Source organism: Paraburkholderia sp. PGU19 (genome assembly GCF_013426915.1).
Taxonomy (GTDB): Bacteria; Pseudomonadota; Gammaproteobacteria; order Burkholderiales; family Burkholderiaceae; genus Paraburkholderia.
The window spans coordinates 838,696-853,146 of the sequence record NZ_AP023180.1 but is presented as its reverse complement, the minus strand read 5'-3'; the positions used below and the strand labels follow the sequence as shown (position 1 = coordinate 853,146).

Genomic DNA, 14,451 nt, shown 5'->3' with positions numbered 1-14,451 from the left:
CCACTGCATCGCCATCGAGGCGATGCACGCGTGTTGATCCAAGGGATCGGAAGCGCGTTACTCGGGCTGTCCGCGCTCGCGCATCAGATCATGCAGACTGCGCGCTGCGGGCTTCAGCGGCTCGCGATGGCGGGTCCAGCCCATCTGGTTCTTCGGCGCGAATGCGCGCAGCCTCGTCGCCGCCCAGCGCAGCACCTTGTACGCACGCGGATGCGCGAATGCGCCGCTCCAGAAGCGCCACACGAACTGTTCCTCGCGGCTGAACTTCGCGCCCTGTCCGCGCAGCGGATGCGCGACCACTTCGTCTGGACTGCGATTCGCTTCCGTGCGCAGGCGCACCAGCAGTTCGGGAATCGGAATGCGCACCGGGCACACTTCGCCGCATGCGCCGCACAGGCTCGATGCCGTCGGCAGGTCGGCAGTCTCTTCGAGGCCGAGCAGATGCGGCGAAATGATCTTGCCGATGGGCCCCGGATACGTCGTGCCATACGTGTGTCCACCGATGCGTGTGTACACGGGGCAATGGTTCATGCACGCACCGCAGCGGATGCATTGCAACGTCGCGCGCAGTTGCTCGTCCGCATAAGCCTGCGTGCGGCCATTGTCGAGCAGCACCACATGCATTTCACGCGGGCCGTCGCGCTCGCCTTCGCGGCGCGGCCCGGTGATCAGATTGAAGTACGTTGTGATCGCCTGGCCCGTGGCGGAGCGCGTCAAGAGGCTAGACAGCGGCACGATATGCGACAGCTTCTCGACCACTTTCTCCATGCCCATGATCGCGATATGCACGTCGGGCACCGTGGTCGACAGGCGTCCGTTGCCTTCGTTCTCGACGAGCCAGAGCGTGCCCGTGTCCGCTGCCGCGAAGTTGACGCCCGACAGGCCGATGTCGGCATCGACGAATGCGCGGCGCAACGCGCGGCGTCCCGTCTGGATCAACTCGTCGACGTCTTCCGTATAGCGCGTGTCGGGAATGTGCTGCTCGAACAGTTCGGCGATATCGGCCTTCGTCTTGTGGATCGCGGGCATCACGATATGCGACGGCTTTTCATGCGCAAGCTGCACGATGTACTCGCCCATATCCGATTCGATGCAGTCGATGCCGCGCGCTTCGAGGTAATGGTTGAGCTCGATTTCCTCGCTCGCCATCGACTTGCCCTTGATCACGCGCTTCGCGTCGCGCGATTGCGCGATGCCGTGAATGATCGCGTTCGCATCGGCGGCTGTTTCGGCCCAATGCACGTGGACGCCGCGCGCCGTCAGATTGGCTTCGAGTTGTACGAGCAGATCGGGCAGGCGTGACAGCGCATGACGCCGCACCGCTTCGCCGAGATCGCGCAGATGCTGCAACTCGTCGTCGTCGGGAAACTGCGCGCGGCGTTTTGTTTGCAGAAAGTCCATCGCGCCGCGAAAGCTGCTGCGCAGTTTCGGGTCGTCGAGCGCGGCGCGGGCGCGCGCCTTGAAGTCCTGCGACGGCACGAAGTGCATCGGGGTGGCGTTCATGCTGCGTCTCCATCCGTAGCGACGGCTGCGTCGGCCTGAGGTTCGACGATCACGACCCACAGTTCGCGCGGGCCATGCGCGCCATAGGCGAGCGTCTGCTGGATATCGGAAGTCTTGGACGGGCCGGAGATCATCACGAGATTGGTCGGCATGCCAGTGTGCCAGTGCTCGGCACGCATCGCCGCATGCAGATCGGCGTGCAGCGAATGCGCGTAGACGAGCGCGATATGCAGCGGGGGCACGAGCGACATCGTGCGCGGCGAACCGGCGTCGGGCGCGACGATCAGCGTGCCCGTCGACGCGAGACCTGAGCGCGCGACTGTGAAGCCGGCATCGACGGTATCGAACAGTTCGGCTTTCCAGTTTTCGATCGGCTGATCGTAGTTGCGTGTTACCACGGAAGCGGGCAGCGCCTGCTTCAACGCAGCGCCTTCCGCGCGCGACGTATCGAGCAACAGGCGCTTCACGTTCGCATCGAGCAGACGTTGCGCGATCAACGCGGGCCACGTGCGCTCCGTCGCGCGAAACACTTCGGCATGCGAGGCGGCGAGCGCCGCCTGCATCGATTCGATCAAAGCCTGAATCGGCAGCGCGAAGCGGCGGCTGTCGTAATGCAGATCGATCTGTTGATCGAGGCGTTTCAGATCGTCGCTTGAAACCTGGGCGGGCGCAGCGGCGCGCAACCGTCCGAGCATGCGTTCGCGCGCGTTCATGCTTCGCTTCCCTTGCTTTTCGCATCGGCGGGTTGCGTGCGCCGCCACAGAAAACTCGCGATATGTTCGACTTCGACGGGCGCGCCCTGATGACGTGCCGCATGTCCGATGTTCAGCAGGCAACCACAGTCGGCGGAAACGATGCGCTCGCAGCCTGTCGCGCAAGCGGATGCGACCTTGTCTCGCACCATCGCGCCGGAAATGTCGGGATGCTTCAACGAAAACGTGCCGCCAAAGCCGCAGCATTCCGATTCGCGTTCGTGCTCGATGCGCGTGACGCCAGGCAATGCATCGACGAGTTCGACGCCATGTACGCGCGTGCCCATTTCGCGCCGCGCGCCGCATGACGTGTGCAGTACGACGCGTTCGTTCGGCGCGTCGGTGGTAGCGGGCAATTCAATGTGCAGCACGCGCAGCAGGAATTCGCTCAGTTCGTACACGCGCTCGCTGAGTGCATGCGCTTTTTGCGCCATCGCGGGATCGTCCGCGAAGAGCTTGGGCCAGTGGTGGCGCATCATGCCCGCGCACGAACCCGACGGCACGATCACAGGCCAGGGCTTGGAGAAGAGATCGAGTTGAGCGCGCGCAACGTCACGCGCCTGTTCGGGATTGCCGCTGCTATACGCAGGCTGGCCGCAACAGCTTTGCTCCTGGGGAAAATGCACGACCAGCCCTTCGCGTTCGAGCAGCTTCACCGCGTCGAGCCCGGCTTCGGGGACGAACAGATCGACGAGGCAAGTCGCGAACAGATAGACATCGCGTGGGGTCGCCGGATAGTGCCTTTCCTTCATATCTCGCTCCAGAATGCGTCCGCTTCATGTGCAGCCTGCATCGGATGCGGCTCGCGCGGATCGCTTGAATCGTTGACGCATGATTCCCAAATGTGCGCGACAATACAAATTGGTTGGACCACTGAAGCACGATCGACGCAGCAGAGGAAGCGTATGGCAGCGGGTACGAGGGAGCGGGGCAGGGTAGAGGGCGTGATGCGCCAGATGGAAACGTCGCTGCTGGACGGCACGTGGCCGCCCGGTTCGCGGCTGCCCGCCGAGCGCGCGCTGGCCGAACAATACGACGTGTCGCGCAACACCGTGCGCGAAGCGATCCAGCGGCTGGCGGCGCGCGGGCTGTTGCAGAGCCGGCGCGGCGCGGGCGTGTTCGCGACGGACCAGTTGCGCGCGGGTATCGCGTCGCCGTGGGGGCAACTGGTTGCGGATCACCCTGTATTGCGCGACGACATCCTCGAATTTCGCCGCGTGCTCGAAGGCGCGACGGCCTATTTCGCGGCGATGCGCGCGACGCAGGCGGATATCAAGCGCATCCGGTCATTGATGCGCGAACTGGAACGCTCGCACGCTTGCGACGACCACGACAGCGAGGCCACCGCCGACGCGCAACTACACGACGCGATCGCGCTCGCCTCGCACAACACGATGTTCCTGCATCTGCATACGAGCGTGCTCGGCATGCTGCGCGAGCACATCACGATCAGCGGTACAGACGTTCGCCTGCAAGGTCCGGCGGAATCAGCGCAACTGCTGATCCAGCATCGCGCGGTGAGCGATGCAATCTGTTCGCGGCGTCCGGAAGAAGCGCGCACGGCAATGCACACGCATATCGACTTCGTGCGCAGCATCCGCGAGCGGCAGAGCTAGCAGAGCCGCAGTTAGCGGCTCCCAAGTGGTCCAACCAGTTGCACGCGACGAAACATCAGGCCACGGCGTCGGCAACCTGGAAGGCGTCAACGGACGTCTTCAGCCGCCCAGCCTGCTCCGTCAGCGAATGCGCGGCGGCAGCAGCCTGTTCGACGAGCGCGGCGTTTTCCTGCGTGAGGCTGTCCATCTGCGTCACGGCGAGATTCACCTGATCGATACCCGCGCTCTGCTCGGCGGCGGCTGCGGCGATTTCCTGCATCACGCCCGTGACGCTCGCAATGGCGTCGCGTGCCTGCTGGATCGTCGTGCCCGTGCGTTCGACGAGGCCCGCGCCGTTGCCGACCCTGTCGACGGCGCGGCTGATCAGTTGCCGCACTTCCTTGGCGGCGCCCGCGCTGCGATGCGCGAGCGTCCGCACTTCGCCCGCGACGACGGCGAAGCCGCGTCCCTGTTCGCCCGCGCGTGCCGCTTCGACAGCGGCATTCAACGCGAGAATATTGGTCTGGAACGCGATGCTCTCGATGACCTCGATCACCTCGACCATCTTCTGCGATTCCGTCGAGATATCGCGCATCGTCGTGACCGCCTCGCCGACCATCGCGCTGCCCTGGTTCGCAATCTGCGCGGCGCTTTCGGCCAGTTCGCTCGCGGTGCGCGCGTTCTCGGCCGTCTGACGCACCATGGAAGTCATCTGCTCCATGCTCGCCGCCGTCTCCTGCAACGAAGCAGCCTGATTCTCGGTGCGCGACGACAGGTCCGCATTGCCGCTCGCGATTTCTCCCGCACCCGTCGCGACGTGATCGGCGGCGTGTTTGATGGCGCGGATCGTGTCCGTCAGCGTGTCGCGCATGCGGCGCATTTCGCGCAGCAGGCTGCGTTCGTCGTCGGTGCGCGTGTCGATCGACACGGTGAGATCGCCGACGGCAATCGCGTTCGCAACGTCCGCCGCGTAGCCAGGATCGCCGCCGATCGTGCGCTGGATGCTGCGGTTGGTCAGCGCGACGAGCGTGGCCAGCAGCAACGCAATGGCGGCGAACACGCCGCCGATCAGATACAGCGAGCGCATGAACGCGGCGTCGATATCGTCGACATAGGCGCCCGTCGCGATGATCCAGTCCCACGGCGCGTAGCGCACCACGTAGCCGATCTTGTCGACCGCTTCAGCGGGCCCCGATGCCGACGCCGGGCGCGAATGCGGAAACACGTAATCGACGAAGCCGCCATCGGGCGACTGCGCGACCTTGGCGAACGCAACATAGTGATGACGGCCGTCCGCGTCGGCTGTGCCCGCGAGATCCTTGCCGTTGGTCGCGGGCTTGATCGGATGCATGATCATGCGCGGCGTCGAATCGATCACGAGGAAGTAGCCGTCCTCGCCGTAGCGGATCTCGCGCAACCGGGCGAGCGCTTCCGTGCGCGCGTCCGCTTCGCTCAGCTTGCCGCTCTGCGCGAGCTTCGCGTATTCCTCGACCAGCGACAGCCCGACGTGGGCGACGTTCACGAGGTCGTTCTTGCGTTCCTCGATGCGCGTTTCGCGCGACAGATACGCCGCCGATACCGACACCAGCAGCAACGCGATCAGGCTGATGACGAGCGGCAACCACAGCTTCTGGGTAAAACTCAGCTTCAGCATTCAGACGCCTCGCTACATGGGCGATAGGTGAAATGTGGACGTTCCGCGCTGGAATGCGGCACGCATGTCTCCACCTGATATATCGACCAATGTGGCGTGGGCTTGCGTACAGGGAAACCCTGTCATGGATTGTGCGGAGCACGAATCTTAGCGGGCGTCGAAACGCGCCGCGAGCCGCCGCTCACGGAACGCTTCGACGACGAAGTCGATGAACACGCGCGTCTTGGCGGGCAGCAGCTTGCGGTTCGTGTAGTAAATCGTGATCGGGCTGACTTCCGCATGCCAGCCGGGCAAGAGCCGCATCAGCTGGCCGTTTTCGAGCCAGGGCGCGGCGTGCGGCGTCGGCAGGAACGCGACGCCGAGGCCGGCCAGCGCCGCATGCGCCATTGCTTCGGGATCGTCGAAGATCATCCGCGTCTTGCATTCGGCGAGCGCTTCTTCGCCGACCTGATTGCGCATGTTCCACGCGCGCAGGCGGCCCGTGCTGCTGGAGCGGCGCGCAATGCCGTCCAGTTCCGCGAGATCGGACGGGTGCGCGGGCAGCGGCCGGCCCGCCATATAAGCAGGCGACGCTGCGACGATCACGCAGGGCCGCGCCAGATCGCGCGCGACCACGCCTTGCGTCAGTTCGATCCCGCCGCCGATCGCCGCGTCGAAGCCGCCCGCGATCAGGTCGACGGCGCGATTGTCGAAGTGCCAGTCGGGCACGATGTCGGGATAGCGTTCGAGAAACTCGCCGAGCAGCGGCACCAGATACTCACGCCCGAACGCGACGGCCATGCTGACCTTCAGCACGCCCGACGGTTTGCCGCCATGCTGCGCGGCGCGCGCAAACGCGTCCTGCAAGCTCGCGAACGGACTGCCCGCGTCGGCCCAGAGCTGCTCGCCGCCCGGTGTCATGGTGAGCTTGCGCGTGCTGCGATGAAAGAGACGCACGCCCAGGTGCGTTTCGAGCCGCGCGACGTTCTTGCTGACGGCGGCAGGCGTGAGGCCGAGGCGCCGCGCCGCCGCCGAAAAGCTGCCCGTTTCGGCGGACTGTATGAACGATTCGATGAGGTTCAGCGCTTCCATTGGGTGTCCGTCGTGCTCCTGGCGGTTTCTCGCAGCTTATATCTGCGGTTGAAACTCTTAGTCGTAATTCGATACTACCGGCAATGCAATCCGCTCGCCATACTGGCCTTACCTGATCAACCAACCCACTGGAGCACAACATGAACTCGAATCTGCAAGGCAAGGTAGCTTTCGTCACGGGCGGCGCGCGCGGTATCGGTGCAGCGGTTGTGCGCCGGCTCGCCAGCGAAGGCGCGACGGTCGCTTTCACGTATCACAGCTCGGCTGCAGGGGCGAACGAACTGGTCGCAAGTGTCGAGAAAGCGGGCGGCCGTGCCGTCGCCGTGAAGGCGGACGTCGCGGATGCGGCGGCGCTGACCAACGCGATCAACGAGACGGCGCGCCAGCTCGGCAAGATCGACATTCTCGTGAACAACGCCGGCGTGCTGCGCCTGGGCACGCTCGACGTCTTCACGCTCGAAGATTTCGACGCGACCTTGCAAGTCAACGTGCGCGCCGTGTTCGTGGCGTCGAAGGCCGTGCTCGCGCATATGGGCAACGGCGGACGGATCATCAACATCGGCAGCACGAACGCCGATCGCATGCCGTTCGCGGGCGGCGCTGTCTATGCGATGAGCAAGTCGGCGCTGCAAGGGTTCGTGCAAGGCCTCGCGCGCGATCTGGGTCCGAAGGGCATCACCGTCAACAACGTGCAGCCCGGTCCCGTCAATACCGACATGAACCCGGAGGCAGGTGAATTCGCGGCGTCGTTGCATGGCCTGATGGCGATCCCGCGTCACGCGGCGGCCGACGAAATTGCCGGCATGGTCGCGTATGTCGCCAGCCCGGAAGCAGGCTTCGTGACGGGCGCGAATCTGATGATCGATGGCGGCTTCAGCGCTTAAGGTCCCGCTTTACTGACAGGGTTCACCGCAATGCTGGCAAGCAGGCATTGCGGGAACCTGTCGAATAGCTGTCAAAAATTCGACAAATAAACGTCAAACAGCTGACACGTAACGTTTCTGCCGTTTGCTCATGTCAGAATGGCGCTTTCGCGGAACCCACCTCGAAACGCACATGACTTTGAACCTGGCGCCCGCCACTTATGGGGCCGACCGCTCCGGCCTCGTCTGCGGATTCCGTTTTTCACCCGACAAACCCGGCCTCGCCGTCGATACCGACACAGCGGCCGAATGGCTCGCGGAATGTCGACACGACGTGAAAGCGTCGGGCGCCCATCCGGGCGAATTCCTCTGGCTGCATTTCAATCTCGCGCATGTGTCGAGCGAGCGCTGGATGCGCACGCATCTCGATCTGCCCGACACCTTTTTCGAAGCCTTGCGCGAAGGCTCGCATTCGACGCGGATCGAGCACCAGCACGGCGCGCTGCTCGCCGTCGTCAACGACGTGATGTACGACTTCGAGCAGACGCCTTCCGAAATCGCGACGCTGTGGGTCTATACGCACAAGCGGATCATGGTGACGGCGCGCCTGAAGCAGCTGCGCTCGGTCGACCGGCTGCGCGCGTCCGTGCGCAACGGCGAGAGCTTCGATACAGCGGCCGAACTGCTGATCCATCTGCTGCGCGACCAGGCCGATTTGCTGGTGGAGATCGTGCGCAGAACCAGCATCGAAGTAGACCGTATCGAAGATCACTTCCTGTCGCAGCGCGCCTGGCAAAGCCGGCGCGACCTCGGCGCGATGCGGCGCGTGCTCGTGCGGCTGCAAAGGCTGCTCGCGCCGGAGCCCGGCTCGATCTTCCGTCTGCTGGTGCGGCCGCCCGCGTGGCTGTCGCCCGTCGACGTGCAAAGCCTGCGTGATTCGACGGAAGAGTTCTCGCTGGTGCTCGGCGATCTGTCCGGTCTTGCGGAGCGCATCAAGCTGCTGCAGGAAGAGATCGCCGCGCGCCTGAACGAGCAGACCAACCGCACGCTGTTCACGCTGACCATCGTGACGGTGCTCGCGCTGCCGATCAACATCATCGCGGGTCTGTTCGGGATGAACGTGGGCGGCGTGCCCCTCGCGGAAAACAAGCACGGTTTCTGGGTGATGGTGCTGCTAGTCGTGAGCTTTACCGTGCTGGCCGGCTGGTGGGCGTTGCGCCGGCGTCCGTCGGCCTGACGGGCGGGGCCCGGTGACAAGGGCGAGGGCGCCGCGTTTGAAACGCGTCCCTTCGACACGAGGATTACAAATGTCGAGCGTAAAATCCACGGACCGTTGAACCGGCAGCATGTGGCATCAAGCAACATTGCACTGAACGTCCGTTTCAGGAGGCCTCACATGGCAAAGCTCATCGCGCTCTACAAGACCCCCGCCGACCGCAACGCATTCGACGCCCATTACTTCGACAAACATGTGCCGCTCGCTAAGTCGATTCCCGGCCTGCGCCGCTACGAAGTGAGCGTCGGACCGGTGGCCAGCGCGAAGGGCGAATCGCCTTATGCGCTGGCGGCCATCCTCAGCTTCGACAGCTTCGACTCGCTGCAGCAGGCGATGGGCACGCCCGAAGCTGCCGCCACCACCGCCGATCTGCAGAACTTCGCGCAGGCGGGCGTCGAGCTGCTCGTGTTCGACTCGAAAGACGTCTGACGCGGGCAGGGCGTTCCCTGCGCGGGTCCTTTCCAGTCTGATTTCTCGTCGTTTCTCCGTACTATCCCTGGCGGACGGAGCGTGATGATAACGCTACCATCCGTCCATTCCATCATCGTTTCGCCGTCGCGAAAGACTATCCATCATGTCCCGCCGCGCGTACTTGCGGCCAGAAATGATAGCGTTACCAAGGAGACTGATTTGTCCTCGAATCGCAAGAAGCCTGAAGAGTTGCGCAGCTACCGCTGGTATGGCGTCAACGATCTCCGTTCGTTCGGCCACCGCTCGCGCACCGCGCAGATGGGCTATCACTCGTCGGACTACATGGGCAAGCCGGTGATCGCCGTCGTCAATACGTGGAGCGAGATCAACTCGTGCCACACGCACTTCAAGCAGCGCGTCGAGGAAGTGAAGCGCGGCATCTGGCAGGCGGGCGGCTTTCCCGTCGAAATGCCCGTGATGACGCTCGCCGAGCCGTTCCAGAAGCCGACCACGATGCTCTACCGCAACTTCCTCGCGATGGAGACGGAAGAGTTGCTGAAGTCGTATCCGTTCGACGGCTGCGTGCTGATGGGCGGTTGCGACAAGACCACGCCCGGTTTGCTGATGGGCGCAATCAGCATGGACTTGCCGGCAATCTACCTGCCCGCCGGCCCGATGCTGCGCGGCAACTGGAATGGCCGCACGCTCGGCAGCGGCTCGGATACATGGAAGTACTGGGCGGAATTGCGCGCAGGCAAGATCACCGAGGACGAATGGAAGGGCATCGAAAGCGGCATCGCGCGCTCGCCGGGCCACTGCATGACGATGGGCACGGCCTCGACGATGACGAGCGCGACGGAAGCGCTCGGCCTCACGCTGCCGGGCTTCTCGTCGATTCCCGCCGCCGATTCACGTCACGCGCAGTTTGCATCGCTGACGGGCCAGCGCATCGTCGAGATGGTGTGGACCGACCAGAAGCCGTCGGACCTGCTCACCGCGAAATCCTTCGATAACGCCGTCACCACCGTGCTCGCGATGTCCGGTTCGACGAACGCGATCGTGCACCTCGTGGCCGTCGCGCGCCGCGCGGGCATCGATCTGACCACGGCGCGCTTCGACGAACTGGCGCGCGTGACGCCCGTGCTCGGCAATATCCGTCCGGCGGGCCAGTATCTGATGGAAGACTTCTATTACGCGGGCGGCCTGCGCGCGCTGCTGGCCGAACTCGGTGGACTGATCGACGGCACGCAGATGACGGTGAACGGCCAGACGCTCGGCGAGAACATCGCGGGCGCGGAGATCTTCAACGACGACGTGATCCGCAAGCGCGGCAATTCCGTCGTCGAGCGCGATGGCCTCGCCGTGCTGACGGGCAATCTCGCGCCCGACGGCGCGGTCATCAAGCCCGCGGCGATGGAATCGCATCTGCAGGAGCACCGTGGACCTGCCGTCGTGTTCAAGGACTACAGCGACATGGCCGCGCGCATCGACAGCGAAGACCTCGACGTGACGGCCGATTCCGTGATCGTGCTGCAACATGCCGGTCCCGTGGGCGCGCCGGGCATGCCCGAATGGGGCCAGCTGCCGATCCCGCAAAAGCTGCTGAAGCAGGGTGTGCGCGACATGCTGCGCATTTCCGATGCGCGCATGAGCGGCACCAGCTATGGCGCGTGCGTGCTGCACGTGGCGCCCGAGTCGTTCGTCGGCGGGCCGCTTGCGCTCGTGAAGGACGGCGACATGATCGAACTCGACGTGGCGGCGCGTCGCCTGCATCTCGACGTGAGCGACGCGGAACTCGCGACGCGCAAGGAAGCATGGAAACCGCCGAAGCGTCCGTTCGAACGCGGCTTCGGCGTGATGCATCAATTGCACGTGACTCAGGCAAACAAGGGTTGCGACTTCGACTTCCTCGAAGAGACACTGACGACGCCTTCGCCCGAAGCACAGGAAGCGAACAGCAATGAGCCGGAAATCCACTAACAAGCACATCGTCACAGTCAACACAAAATGACCGCATCCGAAACGACCGTGAGCGCTGAGACGCTCGAACAACTCCGTCACGTGAGCACTGCGACGCTCACCACGCAACTCTTCAAGCGCGGCCTGCGCAACGTGTTTCTGCAAGGCGTCGCGCCGCTCGTGAAGCCCGCGCCGGGCGCGCCGAACCTGGTCGGTCCCGCGTTCACGCTGCGCAACATCCCCGCGCGCGAGGACATCGATCATGTTGGCGTGTTTCAGGACCCCGACCATCCGCAGCGCAAAGCGGTGGAAACGGCTCCGCCCGGCAGCGTTCTGGTGCAGGACTGCCGCGGCGACCGCACGGTGGCTTCTACGGGTTCGATCCTCACATTGCGCCTCGCGAAGCGTGGCGTCGCGGGCATGGTGTCCGACGGCGGGGTGCGCGACAGCGGCACGATCTCCGAACTGGGCTTGCCGATCTGGTGCGCGGGCGCGAGCGCGCCGCTCAATCTCGCGAAGCATCACGCCGTCGACATGAACGTGCCCATCGCTTGCGGCGGCGTAGCCGTGTATCCGGGCGATATCGTCGTCGCGGATGTGGACGGCGTGGTGATCGTGCCGCGCGAGATGGCCGAAGAAGTCGCGCGCGATGCGACCGAGCAGGAGCAACTCGAAGTGTTCATCCAGCAGCGCATCGCCGAAGGCAGTCCGCTACGCGGCACGTATCCGCCGAACGAAGAAACGCTGGCCGCCTACAAGGTGTGGCGCGAAGCGCAGAAGCAGTAACGCGCTCGACGTCACCCCGAACGTCACGACGACAACCTGCACAACGAGGCCCGCGCGCACGCAGCCGGGCCCAGGAGACACCGTGAACACCGTCACTTCCGCGATCGACGAATCGCATCTCATCAATCGCCTCGGCTTGCGGCTCATGCCGTTGCTCGGCCTGCTGTATCTGGTCGCGTATATCGACCGCTCGAACATCAGCTTCGCGAAACTGCAGATGCTCGGGAGCCTCGGGTTGTCGGAAGTGGCGTATGGGCTGGGCGCGTCGCTGTTCTTCATCGGCTACCTGATCTTCGAAGTGCCGAGCAACGTGTTGCTGCACAAGTACGGCGCGCCGAAGTGGATGGCGCGCATTATGTTCACGTGGGGCGTCGTGACGATCCTGCTCGCGTTCACGCAGAACGCGACGATGTTCTATGTGTTGCGCTTTCTGCTGGGCGCGTCGGAAGCGGGGCTTTATCCCGGCGTGATCTACTACCTGACCTTGTGGTTTCCGCAGCGGCATCGCGTGCGGATGCTCGGTTACTTTACGGTTGGCAGCAGCCTCGGCAACATGGTCGGCGCGCCGATCTGCGGCTGGCTGCTCGATAAAGGCGGTTTGCTCGGACTGCAAGGCTGGCAGCTCGTGTTCATCGTGACGGGCATTCCTTCCGTGCTTCTGACGCTTGTCGTGCTGTTCTGTCTGCCCGCATCGCCGCGCGAAGCGAAGTTCCTCAACGACGAAGAGAAGAACTGGCTCGCGCGCACGCTGGAGAGCGAAAGCGCGCAGGCGCGCAAGAGCGCCGCAGGTCACGGCAAACTCCTGAGCGTGCTCACCGAGCCGCGCGTGATCGGCATGGCGCTCTACTACATGATGCTGTCGATCTCCGTCTACGGCGTCAGCTACTGGCTGCCGACGCTCGTGAAAGGCTTCGGCGTCAGCAATACGACGAACGGTTTTCTCAACATCATTCCGTGGCTGATGGCGACGATCGTGCTCGCATGGCTGCCGTCGAAACTGCGCGCGGGCAATCGCGCGATCATTGCGATGCTCGCGTCGGCGTTGCTCGGCATGGTGTTCTTCCTGTCGTCGGTGTTCCTGCCGACCAACACGCTGCGCTTCATCGCGCTGTGCTTCGGCGCGCCGTGCATGTATCTGCTGATTCCATGCTTCTGGACGCTGCCGCCGAAGTTCCTGTTCGGCGCGCGCGCCGCGGCGGGCATTGCGGCGATCAACTCGCTCGGGAATATCGGCGGCTTTATCGCGCAGAACCTCGTGCCGTTCGTCAAGCAGACCACGGGCAGCACCCAGGCGCCGATGCTGATTCCCGCCGCCTGCATGCTGATCTTCGCGTGTGTGACGATGTTCGTTCTGCGGCGCAGCGGGCGCATTGCGCAAAGCGTCAACGGCGCACCCGTCACCGAATAGGCCATTGGCTACAATAGCCGCGCAACGTCTCCGTTCATTCACTCATGCCGACCGCCAAGCCAACCGACGCATCGATCGATCTCAAGGCCACGCCCGCGCGTCGCACGCGCGGCGGCCCGAAGGGCTTGCGCATCACAGACGTCGCGGCGCAGGCGGGGGTATCGCCGATTACGGTGTCGCGCGTGTTCAACAACCCGGCGTCCGTCGCACCGGAAACGCTCGAACGCGTCCGCCAGGTCGTGCAGAAGCTCGGCTATGTGCCGAACCGTCTCGCGGGCGGTTTGTCGTCGGCGCGTTCGCGGCTGATAGCGGCCATCGTGCCGACTGTCGCGCACTCGCTGTTCTCCGAGACCATCCAGGTGTTCAGCGAAACCATGTCGCGGGCGGGCTATGAAGTGCTGCTCGCGTTGAGCGGCTACAGCGACACGAACGAAGAAAGCCTGCTCGATACGGTATTGAGCCGCCGTCCCGAAGGCGTGTTGCTGACGGGTGTTGCGCACACGGATTCGCTGCGCGAGCGGCTGCGCAATGTCGGCATTCCCGTGGTCGAAACGTGGGACATGACGGAAACGCCGATCGACATGCTGGTCGGTTTCTCGCATTACCAGATCGGCGTCGCGGTGGCGGAGCGTTTTTTGTCGCGCGGCGTGAAACGGCCCGCATTGATCTCGGCGAGCGACGTGCGCGCGCTCGCGCGCCGCGCGGGCTTTCGCGACCGGCTCGCGCAGGCGGGCATGACGGACGTGGCCGAAGCGATCGTCGCGCCGCCGAGTTCGGTGGCGACGGGCAAGAGCGCGTTGCCTCGATTGCTGCAAGAGGCGCCCGATGTCGACGCCGTGTTTTGTGGCTCGGACCTGCTGGCTATTGGTGCGCTCGGCGCGGCGAAGGGCATGGGCCTTGATGTGCCTTCTCGTCTCGCGATTTGCGGTTTCGGCGACCTCGAGTTCGCGACGGAAACGACGCCGCAACTGACGACGGTGCGTGTCGACGGTACGCGTATCGGTGTGAGCGCGGCGCGCGCGCTGCTCGATCGGCTGGATGGTGTGCAGGAACGTGCGTTCGTTGATGTTGGGTTTAGCTTGGTGGGGCGCGAGTCGGCGTGAGCGACATGGTTGATGTCTGGAGTTGGTTATTGCCGGTTTGCTTTTCGCTGGCATCCGCGATTTGTTAGCG

13 protein-coding genes are annotated in these 14,451 nt (G+C 64.3%); 8 read left to right on the top strand and 5 right to left on the bottom strand.

Annotation, left to right across the window (positions count from 1 at the left end; genetic code table 11):
- Nucleotides 1–57 precede the first annotated feature (57 nt).
- From H1204_RS21420 to H1204_RS21410, 3 genes are read right to left on the bottom strand one after another with little or no spacing between them, the layout of a single operon-like run.
- On the bottom strand, nucleotides 58–1,503 hold the full coding sequence (locus H1204_RS21420; RefSeq protein ID WP_180732652.1) for a LutB/LldF family L-lactate oxidation iron-sulfur protein: 1,446 nt from the start codon (nucleotides 1,501–1,503) through the stop codon (nucleotides 58–60).
- Nucleotides 1,500–2,216: a lactate utilization protein C gene (locus H1204_RS21415; RefSeq protein WP_180732650.1), complete on the bottom strand. Its 717-nt coding sequence runs from the start codon at nucleotides 2,214–2,216 to the stop codon at nucleotides 1,500–1,502. Before H1204_RS21415 ends, H1204_RS21420 begins: the two co-directional genes overlap by 4 nt.
- Nucleotides 2,213–3,007 carry a (Fe-S)-binding protein gene (locus H1204_RS21410; protein ID WP_180732649.1) on the bottom strand — a complete coding sequence of 265 codons (795 nt, stop codon included), beginning with the start codon at nucleotides 3,005–3,007 and terminating at the stop codon, nucleotides 2,213–2,215. Before H1204_RS21410 ends, H1204_RS21415 begins: the two co-directional genes overlap by 4 nt.
- Before the next feature lie 153 nt (nucleotides 3,008–3,160).
- Between H1204_RS21410 and H1204_RS21405 the strand changes: the two genes are divergently transcribed.
- Entirely contained in the window at nucleotides 3,161–3,871 is a 711-nt protein-coding gene (locus H1204_RS21405) for a FadR/GntR family transcriptional regulator (protein ID WP_180732647.1), read from the top strand.
- Nucleotides 3,872–3,926: 55 nt separating this feature from the next.
- Here the strand turns inward: H1204_RS21405 and H1204_RS21400 are convergent, their stop codons facing one another.
- Together H1204_RS21400 and H1204_RS21395 are read right to left on the bottom strand one after the other, a co-directional pair.
- The gene (locus H1204_RS21400; RefSeq protein ID WP_180732646.1) at nucleotides 3,927–5,504 is read right to left on the bottom strand and encodes a methyl-accepting chemotaxis protein; all 1,578 of its coding nucleotides are present in this window, start codon (nucleotides 5,502–5,504) and stop codon (nucleotides 3,927–3,929) included.
- A 147-nt stretch (nucleotides 5,505–5,651) separates the two neighbouring features.
- Nucleotides 5,652–6,575: a LysR family transcriptional regulator gene (locus H1204_RS21395; RefSeq protein WP_180732644.1), complete on the bottom strand. Its 924-nt coding sequence runs from the start codon at nucleotides 6,573–6,575 to the stop codon at nucleotides 5,652–5,654.
- A 140-nt stretch (nucleotides 6,576–6,715) separates the two neighbouring features.
- Between H1204_RS21395 and H1204_RS21390 the strand changes: the two genes are divergently transcribed.
- From H1204_RS21390 to H1204_RS21360, 7 genes are all read left to right on the top strand, one after another.
- Nucleotides 6,716–7,459, top strand: a complete 744-nt coding sequence (locus tag H1204_RS21390; protein WP_180732643.1) for an SDR family oxidoreductase — start codon at nucleotides 6,716–6,718, stop codon at nucleotides 7,457–7,459.
- A gap of 172 nt (nucleotides 7,460–7,631) precedes the next feature.
- Nucleotides 7,632–8,675, top strand: coding sequence for a transporter (locus H1204_RS21385; RefSeq protein WP_180732641.1), 1,044 nt, complete (start codon nucleotides 7,632–7,634; stop codon nucleotides 8,673–8,675).
- Nucleotides 8,676–8,834: 159 nt separating this feature from the next.
- Nucleotides 8,835–9,143, top strand: a complete 309-nt coding sequence (locus tag H1204_RS21380) for an EthD family reductase (protein ID WP_007587621.1) — start codon at nucleotides 8,835–8,837, stop codon at nucleotides 9,141–9,143.
- Between the two features lie 201 nt (nucleotides 9,144–9,344).
- Nucleotides 9,345–11,105 (top strand): L-arabinonate dehydratase, encoded by a 1,761-nt coding sequence (araD, locus tag H1204_RS21375; protein ID WP_180732639.1) that lies wholly within the window; start codon nucleotides 9,345–9,347, stop codon nucleotides 11,103–11,105.
- Nucleotides 11,106–11,132: 27 nt separating this feature from the next.
- Nucleotides 11,133–11,870, top strand: coding sequence for a ribonuclease activity regulator RraA (locus tag H1204_RS21370; protein ID WP_180732638.1), 738 nt, complete (start codon nucleotides 11,133–11,135; stop codon nucleotides 11,868–11,870).
- A gap of 82 nt (nucleotides 11,871–11,952) precedes the next feature.
- Complete coding sequence (locus tag H1204_RS21365) at nucleotides 11,953–13,278, top strand: MFS transporter (protein WP_180732637.1); 1,326 nt, start codon at nucleotides 11,953–11,955, stop codon at nucleotides 13,276–13,278.
- 44 nt (nucleotides 13,279–13,322) lie between these two features.
- Nucleotides 13,323–14,381 carry a LacI family DNA-binding transcriptional regulator gene (locus tag H1204_RS21360; RefSeq protein WP_180732635.1) on the top strand — a complete coding sequence of 353 codons (1,059 nt, stop codon included), beginning with the start codon at nucleotides 13,323–13,325 and terminating at the stop codon, nucleotides 14,379–14,381.
- Nucleotides 14,382–14,451 lie beyond the last annotated feature (70 nt).

What these genes read in the sequence shown, in the direction of transcription:
- H1204_RS21420 (WP_180732652.1), bottom strand. Translation starts at nt 1,503, where the DNA reads ATGAACGCCACCCCGATGCACTTCGTGCCGTCGCAGGACTTCAAGGCG.
- H1204_RS21415 (WP_180732650.1), bottom strand. Translation starts at nt 2,216, where the DNA reads ATGAACGCGCGCGAACGCATGCTCGGACGGTTGCGCGCCGCTGCGCCC.
- H1204_RS21410 (WP_180732649.1), bottom strand. Translation starts at nt 3,007, where the DNA reads ATGAAGGAAAGGCACTATCCGGCGACCCCACGCGATGTCTATCTGTTC.
- H1204_RS21405 (WP_180732647.1), top strand. Translation starts at nt 3,161, where the DNA reads ATGGCAGCGGGTACGAGGGAGCGGGGCAGGGTAGAGGGCGTGATGCGC.
- H1204_RS21400 (WP_180732646.1), bottom strand. Translation starts at nt 5,504, where the DNA reads ATGCTGAAGCTGAGTTTTACCCAGAAGCTGTGGTTGCCGCTCGTCATC.
- H1204_RS21395 (WP_180732644.1), bottom strand. Translation starts at nt 6,575, where the DNA reads ATGGAAGCGCTGAACCTCATCGAATCGTTCATACAGTCCGCCGAAACG.
- H1204_RS21390 (WP_180732643.1), top strand. Translation starts at nt 6,716, where the DNA reads ATGAACTCGAATCTGCAAGGCAAGGTAGCTTTCGTCACGGGCGGCGCG.
- H1204_RS21385 (WP_180732641.1), top strand. Translation starts at nt 7,632, where the DNA reads ATGACTTTGAACCTGGCGCCCGCCACTTATGGGGCCGACCGCTCCGGC.
- H1204_RS21380 (WP_007587621.1), top strand. Translation starts at nt 8,835, where the DNA reads ATGGCAAAGCTCATCGCGCTCTACAAGACCCCCGCCGACCGCAACGCA.
- H1204_RS21370 (WP_180732638.1), top strand. Translation starts at nt 11,133, where the DNA reads ATGACCGCATCCGAAACGACCGTGAGCGCTGAGACGCTCGAACAACTC.
- H1204_RS21360 (WP_180732635.1), top strand. Translation starts at nt 13,323, where the DNA reads ATGCCGACCGCCAAGCCAACCGACGCATCGATCGATCTCAAGGCCACG.